The following is an 11,895-nucleotide window of genomic DNA, read 5'->3' on the forward strand; positions in this document are numbered from 1 at the left end:
CCAATTCTTTACGCCAGATCAGCCGACGAGCGTGGCTTCCGTCTTGGCCTTCACTTCGTCAAGCGTCACGCCGTCCGCAAGCTCGACAACCTTGAGCCCGCCTTCGACCACATCGAACACACCAAGGCCGGTGATGATACGGTCCACAACGGCGGTGCCGGTCAGCGGCAATGTGCAGGCCTTCAGGAGCTTCGATTCGCCCGCCTTGTTGGTGTGATCCATGATCACCACAACGCGCTTCACGCCGGCCACAAGGTCCATGGCGCCGCCCATGCCCTTCACCATCTTGCCGGGGATCATCCAGTTGGCGAGATCGCCGTTTTCGGCCACTTCCATGGCGCCGAGGATCGACAGATCGATATGCCCGCCGCGGATCATGCCGAAGCTGTCGGCGGACGAGAAATAGCTCGTGGTCGGCAGTTCGGTGATCGTCTGCTTGCCAGCATTGATCAGGTCAGCATCTTCCTCGCCCTCATAAGGGAAAGGCCCCATGCCGAGCATGCCGTTTTCCGACTGCAGAGTGACCTCGATCCCCTCGGGGATATGGTTCGCCACAAGGGTGGGGATACCGATGCCGAGGTTCACATAGAAACCGTCTTCGAGTTCGCGGGCGGCGCGTGCCGCCATCTGGTCTCTGTCCCAAGCCATCATGCGGTCTCCTTCTTGCGCACGGTGCGCTGTTCGATGCGCTTCTCGAAGCTGCCCTTGATCAGGCGCTGCACGAAAATGCCGGGGGTGTGGATATGGTCGGGGTCAAGGCTGCCCGCGGGCACGATCTCTTCCACTTCGGCCACAGTCACCTTGCCGGCGGTTGCCATCATCGGATTAAAGTTCCGCGCCGTTTTCCGGTAGATGAGATTGCCTTCGGTATCGGCCTTCCATGCCTTCACGATGGAAAGGTCGGCCACAAGGCCGGTTTCCATGATGTAGGTTTCGCCGCCGAAGTCCTTGTGTTCCTTGCCCTCGGCAATCAGCGTGCCCACACCGGTCTTGGTGTAGAAGCCGGGAATGCCGGCGCCGCCCGCGCGGATGCGTTCGGCAAGCGTGCCCTGCGGGTTGAACTCAAGCTGCAGTTCGCCCGCCAGATACTGGCGCTCGAATTCCTTGTTCTCGCCCACATAGGACGAGATCATCTTGCGGATGCGTTTGGCGTCCAGAAGCACACCAAGGCCGAAGCCATCGACGCCGCAGTTATTGGAAATGACCGTGATATCCTTCACACCGCTTTTGAGAAGCGCCGCGATCAGATTCTCCGGGATGCCGCAAAGGCCGAAGCCCCCCGACATGATGGTCATGCCATCGAACAGCAGGCCTTCCAGCGCTGTTCCGGCATTATCAAACACTTTTCTCATGGCCACTCCCCAGGCTTGTTGGCACCGCCGGCGCCAAATTTCAATGAGCGTTGAAAATCGATAACGATTTTTTGCACTGCACGCAAGACGGAGTAGCTTTGAATATGCCGTATTTCGGCCTATATTGAAGGCAACAAATACAAAAGCCGGATCACATTCCGGCGACAGCGAGCGGAGACCAACCATGATGCGCATCCTGTGCCGCACAATAGGCACCTTTTTCTGTCTGATCGGTATAGTCGGCATGCTGACGCCCATTCCGCTTGGGCTCATCTTCTTCATCATCGGGCTGATGTTCCTGATTCCGTCGACCCCTTCGGCGGCCACCGCCGTGCGCTGGGCGCGCCGCAAATCAGACATTTTCGATCGTTCGATGGATGCAGTGACCGTGCGCCTGCCGGTGCCCTACCGCCGCGTCCTGCGCCAGACCGAGATCGATTTCTACGAGATCTAGGAGCGACCTCTGCCGTCATCGGGGCAAGCCGCCCGCCGCTCGCGGCTGGCTTCCTCGAACCAGCGGCGCACCAGATCGTCGCGCCTACCGGGATAACGCGCCCCGACAAGGCTTTGCGAGACCATCCTGTCCGGGCGGAAATTCCTGAAGCTGCGCCGCATCTCGCACCAGGCGCCGAGCACTGCCGAGTTTCCAAAAAAGACGAGCGCAATGGGCCAGATCGTCCGCTCTGACCGCTCCCCCTTTTCATTGATATAGGCAATCGTCACCTTCTCCTGCGCCCGGATGGCGCCGCGGATAAGGGTAAGGTCGATGGGGCCTGCAAGCCGGTCATCGATCGGTGCGGCGAAATAGGCGGTCGCTTCCATGTCGGCCCGCACGTCATCAGGCAGCACGGTGCGCACCTTGGCAAGCAGCGATTCGGCGGCCCGGATCAGCGCCTTGTCGCCGTAGCGGCCAGCCAGTTTGGCGCCGATCACCACGGCTTCCACCTCTTCGGTTGTCAGCATCAGGGGCGGCAGGTGATAGCCCGCGTGCAGCACATAGCCGATCCCCGCCTCGCCCTCGATGGGCACACCGTCCGCCTGCAGGCCGGCTATATCGCGGTACACGGTCCGCACGGAAACGCCGATTTCCGCCGCGATATGATCGGCGGTCACCGGTTTGCCGTGACGACGGAGTATCTCGATCGTTTCAAAAAGGCGGTCTGCTTTGCGCATGGAACCCCTCGGATCAATTTTCTGCACCCTATCTTAAGGCTCCTGACAAGCCCTGTCAGTAGCCTGTCAGTATGGTCCGTTTGTCGCCACCGACAGCGGCGACACAAGATCCAGAACAAGGGGACCCGAGACATGACAAGCGAGACTTTCACCCTCCTGCAATTCCCGACGGCACCGGGTGCCGTCAATCTTTCCTGCTTCTGCATCAAGGCCGAAATCCTGCTGCAGATGACCGGGGCAAACTACCGGATCGACGAGACCGAAGACTTCATGAAAATGCCCAAGGGCAAGTTTCCAGTGCTTCGGGCCGGCGACAAGCTGATCCCGGATTCGGAATTCATCCGCCATTATCTGGAAGACACGCTTTCGAAAGATCTGGATGCTGCCCTTACCCGCAGCGAACGAGCGGTGGCCCATGCCTTTGCCCGCATGATAGAGGAACGGCTTTACTGGGTCGCGGTCTACAGCCGCTGGGTGGACCCGGATGTGTGGCCGATCCTCAAGGAAGCCGTCTTCGATGACGTGCCGGCCGACATGCGCGACGAAGTGGCAGACGGTGTGCAGAAGGAAATCCTGCGCGACCTGCACGGCCACGGCCTTGGCCGCCACAGCCAGGCGGAAATCTATGCCCTTGGCGCGCGGGACATTGCCGCCATCGCTGATTTCCTAGGCGACAAGCAATGGATGATGGGGCCGGGCCTATCGAGCCTTGATGCCGTCGTCATCAGCCTTCTGGGCAGCATCATGGGGGCGGGCCTGCCCTCGCCGCTGATTGCCGAAATCGAACGCCATCCGAACCTTGCCTGGTATGTGGAACGCGGCCTTGGCCGTTTCTTCCCGGCCGTTCAGATGAAAAAGGCAAGCTGAGGTTCCTTGCCCACCTCCCGCCTTCCCCCGAAGGCGAAGGGCCGCCCGGTTTCAGCCCCGAGCGGCCCTATTTTTTGGGTGCCCAGAAACAGAAAAGCCGCCCGGTCGCCCGGACGGCTTTTCTTCAATCATGCGAGCGAGGCTCAGGCCTTGTTGTTGGCCATGCCTTCTTCGATCAGTTGGGCGGCTTTCTCGGCGCCTTCCCAACCAACGACCTTCACCCATTTGCCTTTTTCGAGGTCTTTGTAATGCTCGAAGAAGTGGGTGATCTGGTCGAGGAAGATCTGCGGCAGCTCGTCGTAGCTCTTCACGTTCGAATAGAAGGGATGCAGCTTGTCGACCGGCACCATCAGGAGCTTCTCGTCCATGCCGCTTTCGTCTTCCATGATGAGGACGCCAAGCGGGCGGCAGCGCACAACGCAACCGGGCATGAAGGGGGTGCGGTTGGCAAGGAGAACGTCAACCGGGTCGCCATCGTCCGCCAGCGTGTGCGGGATGAAGCCGTAGTTGCAGGGGTAGCGCATCGCGGTGTGCATGATGCGGTCCACAAAGAGGGCGCCCGATTCTTTGTCCATCTCGTATTTCACGGGCTCGGTGCCGGCGGGCACTTCGATGATGACGTTGACGTCCCAGGGGGCGTTTTCGCCAACCTTGATCTTGCTGATATCCATGGGGAGGATCCTTGCTTTACTTGGGTAGTGGCTAACCCCACATCCGGTCCGCGACGATGCCGATAAAGACGATCCAGCCGAAATGGATGTTGGAGCGGAAAACTCTCAGGCACACTGCCGGGTCATCGATATCGACGCGCACGATCTGCGCGCCAAGGTGAAGCCCCGCAAGCGCGATGCCGATGTAGTAGATTTGGCCCATGTTTGCAAGCAAACCTGCACCGACAAGGCAGGCGAGAAAGAGGCCATAAAAAAGGGTAACCCAGCCCCTGGTGCCGGCCCCCAGCCGCAGTGCCGTGGACTTCACGCCAATGAGCGCGTCGTCTTCCTTGTCCTGATGGGCATAGATCGTATCGTACCCGAGCGTCCATGCAGGCCCGCCAGCATAAAGAACGATAGCCCAAAGCGGCAGCTCGCCCGTTGCCGCCGCTGCGCCCAAAAGGGCACCCCAGTTGAAAGTAAGGCCGAGCCACGCCTGCGGCCACCAGGTGATCCGCTTCATGAAGGGGTAGCCGGCGACAAGCAAGAGCGACGCCGCGCCCACCATCACCGCATACTGGTTGAAACTGAGGAGGACAGCGAGCCCTACAAGGCACTGTGCCCCAAGAAAGACCCACGCGCCTTTCAGCGTCACCTCGCCCGCCGGGATCGGGCGGCTGCGGGTACGGGCGACCTGCCCGTCAAAATCGCGGTCGACGATATCATTATAGGTACAGCCAGCCCCGCGCATGACGAGCGCACCGATGGCAAAGAGGGCGAGATACAGGATATCCGGCCCGCTACCTTCGGGGGCCGCCATCGCGAGCGCCCACCAGCAGGGCCACAGAAGGAGCCAGGTGCCAACCGGCCGGTCCATCCGGGCAAGCTTCAGCCAAGGCCGCCAGCTTGCGGGCGCGTGCCGGTAAACCCAGCTTCCCTCCACCGCATCGGCGGTTTTTTGCACTGTCACAGCCATTGCTGCCCTCGCCATTCCATACCCTGCCCGTTTGTGCCATGCCTGCCGCTAAGTCAAGCACGGCTTGACAGGCGCCCGCCCCCGTCGCAGTTCTTGGGGCAAAAGCAGCAGGAGACAAAGATGCGCGCCATGAGCGGGATCAGGCTTTTTGTGGAAGACGCCCTGCCGGGTGCGGGGCTTGTCACCCTGTCAGCCGATCAATCCCATTATCTGGGCAATGTGATGCGGGCGCGCATCGGCGACAGCGTGCTTCTGTTCAACGGGCGGGACGGCGAATGGGAGGCATCGGTCGCCGAGATCGCCAAGAAGGCCGTCACGCTCAGCCTCAAATCCCGCACGCGGGAACAGTCCGCCTCGCCGGACCTGTGGCTTTGTTTCGCCCCCATCAAGCGCGCCCGGCTTGATTATATCGCGGAGAAAGCGACCGAGCTTGGCGTGTCGCACATTGTGCCGGTGATGACCCGCCGCACCAACGCCGGCCGCGTGAATACCGACCGCCTGCATGCCAACGCGGTGGAGGCTGCCGAACAGTGCGAACGGCTGGACGTACCGACCCATACAGAACCCGTAAAGCTTGAAAAGCTTCTCGCCGACTGGCCCGAAGGCCGCCGCCTGATGTTCTGCGATGAGGACCTTTCCGGCAAAAGCGCCGTCGAGGCCTTGCGGGAAGCGGCGAGCGAAGCGACCGGCCCATGGGGCATCCTCATCGGCCCGGAAGGCGGCTTTGACGACGCCGAGCGCGCCATGATCCGCCGCATGCCGCAAACGGTAACCGTTTCTCTCGGGCCACGAATTCTTAGGGCAGATACAGCAGCCATGGCCGCAGTCGCGCTATGGCAGGCCGCGATTGGCGACTGGAAATAGAATTCCATTCCATAAAAACCTGAGTTCAATTCGAACTTCGCAAACACTTTTCGGATATATGATGGTATTGTATCCCACATAATCGCAATAAAATGCGAATGCAATTTCAGGGAATATGCCATGCCGCGCGATACCATTCTTCTGCAGATGAGCTTCAGCGACTTTATTGTTCGCCTGACCGCTGCGCTCGACGCCGATGGCTCCACCCCGAAGGATACCGTCGCCGCCCTGATGCGCGACACGATCGAAGAGATCGACCTCGCCCCCCACCTCACCTCCCCCGCCAATGACTGCGGCTACAGCCGCAACATCGTCCACACCGACCCCAAGGGCCGCTTCAGCGTGCTCGCTATCGAGTGGTTGCCCGGCGCCATGACGGCGATCCACGGCCACCGCGCCTGGGGCTGTGTCGGTGTGGCCGAGGGTACCATCGGCTGCGACATGTTCGAACTGGTGAACGAAGAGACGCATCAGGTGCGCCTGTCGGACTTTATCGAAGCCGAAAAAGGCGCCATCGCCGCCGTCGACCCCAAACCCTGCGGCATCCACCGGCTGTATAACCGCGGCACCAAACGCGCGGTGACCCTGCATGTATACGGGATCGACCTTTCAACCGACCCCTGCTGCATCAACGTGCCTTACCATTTCTGACACGCGCCCGATCACGGGTTAGCCATCCTTTCGTCACGACCGTGTGACGAGAAATAAGATTTCTTGTATGGCCAACTTTCAGCGCTTAAGAGGGTTTCAACATAGAAACCTGAGGGCAGCGAAATGTCAGAGTACGGGCCAGTCATTGAATCGAAAGCCGAACTGACGGCTTATCTGGAAGGCGGTTCCAAGCCGGATCGGGCCAGTTGGCGGATCGGCTCGGAGCACGAAAAATTCGTCTTCCATCGTGCCGACAATGCCCCGCTCGCCTATGAAGGAACAGACGGTCGCCCCGGCATCCATGATGTGCTGAAGGCCTTCGTTGACCGCGGCTGGAACGGGATCGAGGAAGGCGGCCACGTCATCGCCGCCGAGAAGGACGGCGCTTCCATCACACTGGAACCCGGCGGCCAGTTCGAGCTTTCGGGTGCCCCGCTCGAGACCCTGCACGAGACCTGCAACGAGACCTCGGCGCACCTGCGCGATGTGAAAGCCATCGGCGAGGCACTCGGCATCGGCTTTCTGGGCCTTGGCTTCCACCCCGTGCTGAAGCGCGAGGACGTGCCGGTGATGCCAAAGGGCCGCTACAATATCATGCGCGCCTATATGCCCACCAAAGGCAGCCTCGGGCTCGACATGATGCTGCGCACCTGTACCGTTCAGGTGAATCTCGATTTCGCGGACGAAGCCGACATGGTGGAAAAGTTCCGCCTCAGCCTTGCACTGCAGCCGCTCGCGACCGCGCTTTTCGCCAATTCGCCCTTCAAGGAAGGCCGCCCGAATGGGATGAAAAGCTACAGGAGCCATATCTGGACAGATACGGATCCCGACCGCTGCGGCATGCTGCCCTTCGTGTTCGAGCCCGGCATGGGGTTCGAGCGTTACACCGATTATCTCCTTGATGTGCCCATGTATTTCGTGAAGCGCGATGGCAAATATATCAATGCCGCCGGCCAGTCCTTCCGCGATTTCATGGCGGGCAAGTTGCCGGCGCTGCCCGGCGAAAAGCCGACGATGGAAGACTTCAAGGATCATATGACCACCGCCTTCCCCGAAGTGCGCCTGAAGCGCTATCTGGAGATGCGCGGGGCTGACGCCGGCCCGTGGTCGCGCCTTTGTGCTCTGCCCGCCTTCTGGGTTGGCCTCCTCTATGATGCGAGCGCCCAGACGGCAGCCTTCGACCTCGTGAAAGACTGGTCGGTTGCCGAGATGGAAGCCCTGCGCGCCGACGTGCCGACCCACGGCCTTGCCGCCAAAATCCGGGGCCGCAGCCTGCAGGACCTTTCGCTTGAAGTGCTGAAAATCGCCGACAGCGGTCTCAAGGCCCGCAACATGGCTTCCACCTGCGGGGAAACCGAACAGGGTTTCCTTGCCGACCTTTTCGAAACCGCCCGTTCGGGCAAGGCACCCGCCGATATCCTCATGGACCGCTACAACGGCGACTGGGGCGGCGACGTGACCCGCGTGTTTGCAGACTTCGCTTACTGAGGGAGACCTATGAGCCAGATCGACATTCGCCTTGGCAGCAAGGCCGACGTACCCGTCATCCTTTCCTTCATCAAGGAACTCGCGGAGTATGAGCGCCTGTCGCATCTGGTGGTCGCCACCGAGGAAACGCTCGGGGCAGCGCTGTTCGGCGACCGCCCGCAGGCCGAGGTGGTGATTGCAGCACTCGACGGCAAAGACGTGGGCTTCGCCCTCTTCTTCCACAATTTCTCGACGTTCCTTGGCAAACAGGGGCTATATCTGGAAGACCTTTACGTCCGCCCCGAAGCACGCGGCGCGGGGGCCGGCAAGGCGCTTCTGAAGCACCTTGCCAAAATCGCCCTGGAACGCGATTGCGGCCGTTTCGAATGGTCGGTCCTCGACTGGAACGAACCCTCGATCCAGTTCTACAAATCGCTCGGCGCCAAGCCGATGGACGAATGGACCATCTTCCGGCTGGACGGCGAAGCGCTTGCCGCCCTCGCGGGCAGCTGACACGCAGTGACTACCTACGTTCCCGGCACCCAGTTTGCTCTATTGCACGCCTCGTGTATCTGCTGTTGACTGCCCCTGAGACGTTGCGTCTCGCAATTAACAGCACGTCCAAGATACTTGCCCGCATTCGGGGCGCGCTTCGGTAAAGCACAATTATTTTCCCGCATAAATTGTAGCGTCATCGAAGCCATCATCAGATCATTTAATTCCTCCATGGCACGTAACGTCGCCCTAGGAGCACTGTCATCACCAACGCTTTCCGCCATTCTAACTGCCATGTTTTGTTCCACTCGTTTATAATCTGCTGCCAACAGATCGCACGTATTCAGCTCGGCGTCCTGCGCTGAAACTGGGATTAACAATCCCCTGAGCAGAACCAATAACGAAACAGCTAACACAGTTTTTAAAGACTTCATTCTTCCTCCTTGCCCGATACAGTTCAGAGCTAAATTTATTGCCACTCCACAAAACCAAAAAAACATTCAATGATTGAATTCTAGCAAGATCATTGTACGAAACCATCAAAAAGCACCCAATTCCCACGCCCCGAAAATTCTGCTAATCTCCGCCTTATCGGCCACGAAAGGCCGGGTCGGCAAAAGGCCGGCCAGAACAAAAATGTTCGGTAAGCGAAAGAACACGCGTGATGGCCTTTTCGGTCAATACGAACCCCAGCGCCCTTCTGGCGCTGCAGATGCTGTCCAAAACCAATGCAAGGCTCGAAGTCTTGCAGCGGCAGATTGCGACAGGCCTGAAGGTTTCTTCCGCCAAGGATAATGCCGCCGTTTTTGCCATTGCCCAGCGCATGCGGGGCGAGGTCGCCGGGCTGAATGCCGCGCGCGGCTCCATCGACCGGGCACTGTCCGAAGTTGATGTGGCGCTCGCCGCTGGCGAAGCCATTTCCGACCTGATGATCGAGATGAAGGAACTGGTGGTTGCGGCCAAGGATCCGGGGCTCGATAGCGCCAGCCGCAAATCGCTCAATGACGAATTCGTCCAGCTGCGCGACCAGATCAACTCGATTGCCAACAATGCGACGTTCAACGGCCGCAACGCCGTGAAAAACGGTGGCAATTCCATTCAGGCCATCACGGATTCAACCGGATCGGCCGCCAATGTCATCACCATTGCCGCGCAGGACCTGTCACTAGAGGGCAATACGGTCAATCTTCTGGGCCTCACGTCCAACATTTCAAGCATTGCAGACGCCGCCTCGGTGCAGGCCCTCCTTGAAACGTCGCTCGAGAATGTGAACTCGGCGCTTTCCAAACTTGGCGCCGGTGCCAAGCGGCTGCAGATCCAGAAAGAATTCACCGGCAAGCTGCAGGACAGCATCAATGTCGGCATCGGCAATCTGGTGGACGCCGACATGGCCCGCGTATCGGCCGAATATAATGCCCTTCTGGTGCGCCAGCAGCTTGGCCTGCAGGCGCTGGCCATCGCCAATCAGGGCCCGCAGCTGATCCTCGCCCTGTTCCGCTGATTCCCCCCAAGACGACCCCAAAGAAGAAAGGGCCCCGACGGGGGCCCTTTCACTTTGATCAGCTAACTGAGAAAGGCTTATTTCGCGAGCTCAAAAAGGATCGAGGAAACCCAGCCCTTGTTGCCAAGTTCGTCTTCCACTTCCCACATCACGCCTTCCTTGTTGCCGGTGGGGTAAAGCATCATGCCGGGCTCGACCGGGCGCACGACCGCGCTTGAAGGATCGGCCGCCGAATACATGCGGCCCGGCTTCACCATATTCACCGCCTGACTGAAGTTTTCTTCCGAGGCATTATCGGGCAGCGCGCTGAACTGCGACACGAGGTCCGTGTAAGCCTGCAGGTAAGCCAGCGTGATCACCTGGCCGATTTCGGTATTCTCATAGCCGGACGCGCCAGCCGCGCCAAGGAAGCCGCCCGAGAAGAGGCCGCCGCCAGCACCCCAACCGAGGTCTTTCTTCTTGGCATGGCCTTCCACCATCGCGACCTGCTCGGACGAGCGGACGTCAGTAACGGTGAGGACAACGTTTGCGGTCTTCTTCTTGATGCTGATGCCGCCGGCAAGGGCACCGACGGTGCGGCCGCCAAGCAGACCGCCGACGAGGCCGCCGATGGCATTGCCACCAGCCGACGCGTTCGAGGAAACCAGATCAGGCACCAGCACATAGTCGGCTGCCTTCATCTGCCCGGCCCCGATGTTGGAGCCCCGGCGCAGATCGCCACCCGAGGCGAGCGCGCGCTCGGCCTGCAGTGCCGCCATGCCCTTGCCGCGGTCAACGAGGGTGAAGCAACCGGATTTCATCACGAAGACCTTGATCAGCGCTTCGGGGCTGCCGAGTTCATACTGGCGCCACCACTGGTTCTCCGGCTCCACCACGGCAAGCGCGCCGAGCTTCTTGTCGCAGTGCGGAATCTGTGCGGTTTTTTCCGCTTTGGTTTTCTGAACATCCTTCGCGAGGACGGCGGAAGGCGTAAAAAGCATCGCCACAGTGGCAAAAACGGCCGCCACGGGGCCCATCGTTTTCCTGATCATTGAGCACCCCTGCTGAGTATAAATAAGGACGCAGAGCCTACGCCGGGAACAAGGGTTTGTCCAGTTTGGGAGGCCCCTCGGGCGGCATAAAATGGCCGCCCCGGCGGGGCTCAGAAATAGAAGCGCGCGCCAACGCTGACCGTGCCCGAGGCACGCGGATCGTTTTTCGACGTATCGTCATACATCAGCGTCAGTTCCACCCGGTCGAGGAGGAAGGCGGAAAGACCAACCCCCCAGTCCCAGAGGTTGGAGCGGCCATCGCTGCGCATGTCATAACCCACACGGGTGATGAAGGTCAGTTCCGGCATGTTGGGGACCGGCACCTCAAGATCGGAAAAGGCATAGAGGCTTGCCACATCCGGCGAATGCCAGCGACCCTCGGGCGACCATGCAAGTCCGCCCCGGATGAAGAAGAGGCCGAAATCGCGCGCCATGCTACCCCGCAGGCCCGGCAGCGTGCGGGTACCATCGTCCCCGTGATACATGTCAAGCTCGCCGGAGATATCGTAAATCACGGTTCCCTTGTCGATGCGGTAACCGGCGAAAAATTCGGTTTCCACCTGCCCGCCAAGCCGGTCATCGAAGGTCGCCGCCAGCATGCCACCGTAAAGCCCGCTTTTGTGATAGGCAGCGACAGAGCCGATGGCGGCGAAATCCTTGTCGGAAAGACTGATGCCGCGGTCGCGGTAATCGCTGACAACGCCGACATAGCCTTCAAGGTCAAGATCGCTTGCCTGCACGGCGGGCGTTGTCGCCGCAAGGGCCATGGCCATCAGCATGTAACGTGTTGTCATTCTTTCCTCTCCTCGCTGCCTGTTTTCCCTTCTCTGCGGGGCAAAGCGGGCAAAAATACGGCAGGCGGCCAGCC

The 11,895-nt window shown here is 60.1% G+C and carries 15 protein-coding genes; 7 read left to right on the forward strand and 8 right to left on the reverse strand.

The genetic code is table 11. From position 1 onward, the window contains the following. Positions 1-18: 18 nt before the first annotated feature. Together OU694_RS15530 and OU694_RS15535 are read right to left on the reverse strand one after the other, a co-directional pair. Positions 19-648 (reverse strand): CoA transferase subunit B, encoded by a 630-nt coding sequence (locus OU694_RS15530; RefSeq protein ID WP_373460455.1) that lies wholly within the window; start codon positions 646-648, stop codon positions 19-21. After that, entirely contained in the window at positions 648-1,352 is a 705-nt protein-coding gene (locus OU694_RS15535) for a CoA transferase subunit A (protein ID WP_308911931.1), read from the reverse strand. Before OU694_RS15535 ends, OU694_RS15530 begins: the two co-directional genes overlap by 1 nt. A gap of 184 nt (positions 1,353-1,536) precedes the next feature. Between OU694_RS15535 and OU694_RS15540 the strand changes: the two genes are divergently transcribed. After that, positions 1,537-1,806, forward strand: a complete 270-nt coding sequence (locus OU694_RS15540) for a hypothetical protein (protein WP_308911932.1) — start codon at positions 1,537-1,539, stop codon at positions 1,804-1,806. Here the strand turns inward: OU694_RS15540 and OU694_RS15545 are convergent. Next, complete coding sequence (locus OU694_RS15545) at positions 1,803-2,525, reverse strand: helix-turn-helix transcriptional regulator (protein ID WP_308911933.1); 723 nt, start codon at positions 2,523-2,525, stop codon at positions 1,803-1,805. The two genes, OU694_RS15540 and OU694_RS15545, sit on opposite strands and share 4 nt — an antisense overlap. 132 nt (positions 2,526-2,657) lie before the next feature. Here OU694_RS15545 and OU694_RS15550 point away from each other — a divergent pair, with 132 nt between their 5' ends. Then, positions 2,658-3,392, forward strand: a complete 735-nt coding sequence (locus OU694_RS15550; RefSeq protein ID WP_308911934.1) for a glutathione S-transferase family protein — start codon at positions 2,658-2,660, stop codon at positions 3,390-3,392. A 143-nt stretch (positions 3,393-3,535) separates the two neighbouring features. Here the strand turns inward: OU694_RS15550 and ppa are convergent, their stop codons facing one another. Together ppa and ubiA are read right to left on the reverse strand one after the other, a co-directional pair. Next, complete coding sequence (ppa, locus tag OU694_RS15555; RefSeq protein ID WP_308911935.1) at positions 3,536-4,063, reverse strand: inorganic diphosphatase; 528 nt, start codon at positions 4,061-4,063, stop codon at positions 3,536-3,538. Between the two features lie 31 nt (positions 4,064-4,094). Further along, positions 4,095-5,033, reverse strand: coding sequence for a 4-hydroxybenzoate octaprenyltransferase (ubiA, locus tag OU694_RS15560; RefSeq protein WP_308911936.1), 939 nt, complete (start codon positions 5,031-5,033; stop codon positions 4,095-4,097). A gap of 105 nt (positions 5,034-5,138) precedes the next feature. Between ubiA and OU694_RS15565 the strand changes: the two genes are divergently transcribed. The 4 genes from OU694_RS15565 (at position 5,139) to OU694_RS15580 (ending at position 8,513) form a co-directional block, all read left to right on the forward strand. Further along, positions 5,139-5,882: a 16S rRNA (uracil(1498)-N(3))-methyltransferase gene (locus OU694_RS15565; protein ID WP_308911937.1), complete on the forward strand. Its 744-nt coding sequence runs from the start codon at positions 5,139-5,141 to the stop codon at positions 5,880-5,882. A gap of 120 nt (positions 5,883-6,002) precedes the next feature. Next, the gene (locus tag OU694_RS15570; RefSeq protein WP_308911938.1) at positions 6,003-6,533 is read left to right on the forward strand and encodes a cysteine dioxygenase; all 531 of its coding nucleotides are present in this window, start codon (positions 6,003-6,005) and stop codon (positions 6,531-6,533) included. A 123-nt stretch (positions 6,534-6,656) separates the two neighbouring features. Further along, positions 6,657-8,021, forward strand: a complete 1,365-nt coding sequence (locus tag OU694_RS15575; protein WP_308911939.1) for a glutamate--cysteine ligase — start codon at positions 6,657-6,659, stop codon at positions 8,019-8,021. Between the two features lie 9 nt (positions 8,022-8,030). Continuing rightward, positions 8,031-8,513 (forward strand): GNAT family N-acetyltransferase, encoded by a 483-nt coding sequence (locus OU694_RS15580; protein ID WP_308911940.1) that lies wholly within the window; start codon positions 8,031-8,033, stop codon positions 8,511-8,513. Positions 8,514-8,527: 14 nt separating this feature from the next. Here OU694_RS15580 and OU694_RS15585 read toward each other — a convergent pair whose 3' ends face one another. Beyond that, positions 8,528-8,929, reverse strand: coding sequence for a hypothetical protein (locus OU694_RS15585; protein WP_308911941.1), 402 nt, complete (start codon positions 8,927-8,929; stop codon positions 8,528-8,530). 230 nt (positions 8,930-9,159) lie between these two features. Between OU694_RS15585 and OU694_RS15590 the strand changes: the two genes are divergently transcribed. Beyond that, entirely contained in the window at positions 9,160-9,996 is an 837-nt protein-coding gene (locus OU694_RS15590) for a flagellin (protein ID WP_308911942.1), read from the forward strand. 77 nt (positions 9,997-10,073) lie between these two features. On the opposite strand, the gene OU694_RS15595 is transcribed toward OU694_RS15590, so the two are convergent. Both OU694_RS15595 and OU694_RS15600 read right to left on the reverse strand, forming a co-directional pair. Beyond that, a complete protein-coding gene (locus OU694_RS15595) occupies positions 10,074-11,024 on the reverse strand; it encodes a CsgG/HfaB family protein (RefSeq protein WP_373460456.1) in 951 nt (316 codons plus the stop codon). A 113-nt stretch (positions 11,025-11,137) separates the two neighbouring features. Further along, complete coding sequence (locus tag OU694_RS15600; RefSeq protein ID WP_308911944.1) at positions 11,138-11,821, reverse strand: TorF family putative porin; 684 nt, start codon at positions 11,819-11,821, stop codon at positions 11,138-11,140. Positions 11,822-11,895 lie beyond the last annotated feature (74 nt).

The sequence above is a fragment of the Pseudokordiimonas caeni genome (genome assembly GCF_026719705.1).
GTDB lineage: Bacteria > Pseudomonadota > Alphaproteobacteria > Sphingomonadales > Kordiimonadaceae > Gimibacter > Gimibacter caeni.

Excerpts from the sequence above, each read along its gene's own strand:
- OU694_RS15530 (WP_373460455.1), bottom strand. The coding sequence starts at position 648 with ATGGCTTGGGACAGAGACCAGATGGCGGCACGCGCCGCCCGCGAACTC.
- OU694_RS15535 (WP_308911931.1), bottom strand. The coding sequence starts at position 1,352 with ATGAGAAAAGTGTTTGATAATGCCGGAACAGCGCTGGAAGGCCTGCTG.
- OU694_RS15540 (WP_308911932.1), top strand. The coding sequence starts at position 1,537 with ATGATGCGCATCCTGTGCCGCACAATAGGCACCTTTTTCTGTCTGATC.
- OU694_RS15545 (WP_308911933.1), bottom strand. The coding sequence starts at position 2,525 with ATGCGCAAAGCAGACCGCCTTTTTGAAACGATCGAGATACTCCGTCGT.
- OU694_RS15550 (WP_308911934.1), top strand. The coding sequence starts at position 2,658 with ATGACAAGCGAGACTTTCACCCTCCTGCAATTCCCGACGGCACCGGGT.
- ppa (WP_308911935.1), bottom strand. The coding sequence starts at position 4,063 with ATGGATATCAGCAAGATCAAGGTTGGCGAAAACGCCCCCTGGGACGTC.
- ubiA (WP_308911936.1), bottom strand. The coding sequence starts at position 5,033 with ATGGCGAGGGCAGCAATGGCTGTGACAGTGCAAAAAACCGCCGATGCG.
- OU694_RS15565 (WP_308911937.1), top strand. The coding sequence starts at position 5,139 with ATGCGCGCCATGAGCGGGATCAGGCTTTTTGTGGAAGACGCCCTGCCG.
- OU694_RS15570 (WP_308911938.1), top strand. The coding sequence starts at position 6,003 with ATGCCGCGCGATACCATTCTTCTGCAGATGAGCTTCAGCGACTTTATT.
- OU694_RS15575 (WP_308911939.1), top strand. The coding sequence starts at position 6,657 with ATGTCAGAGTACGGGCCAGTCATTGAATCGAAAGCCGAACTGACGGCT.
- OU694_RS15580 (WP_308911940.1), top strand. The coding sequence starts at position 8,031 with ATGAGCCAGATCGACATTCGCCTTGGCAGCAAGGCCGACGTACCCGTC.
- OU694_RS15585 (WP_308911941.1), bottom strand. The coding sequence starts at position 8,929 with ATGAAGTCTTTAAAAACTGTGTTAGCTGTTTCGTTATTGGTTCTGCTC.
- OU694_RS15590 (WP_308911942.1), top strand. The coding sequence starts at position 9,160 with ATGGCCTTTTCGGTCAATACGAACCCCAGCGCCCTTCTGGCGCTGCAG.
- OU694_RS15600 (WP_308911944.1), bottom strand. The coding sequence starts at position 11,821 with ATGACAACACGTTACATGCTGATGGCCATGGCCCTTGCGGCGACAACG.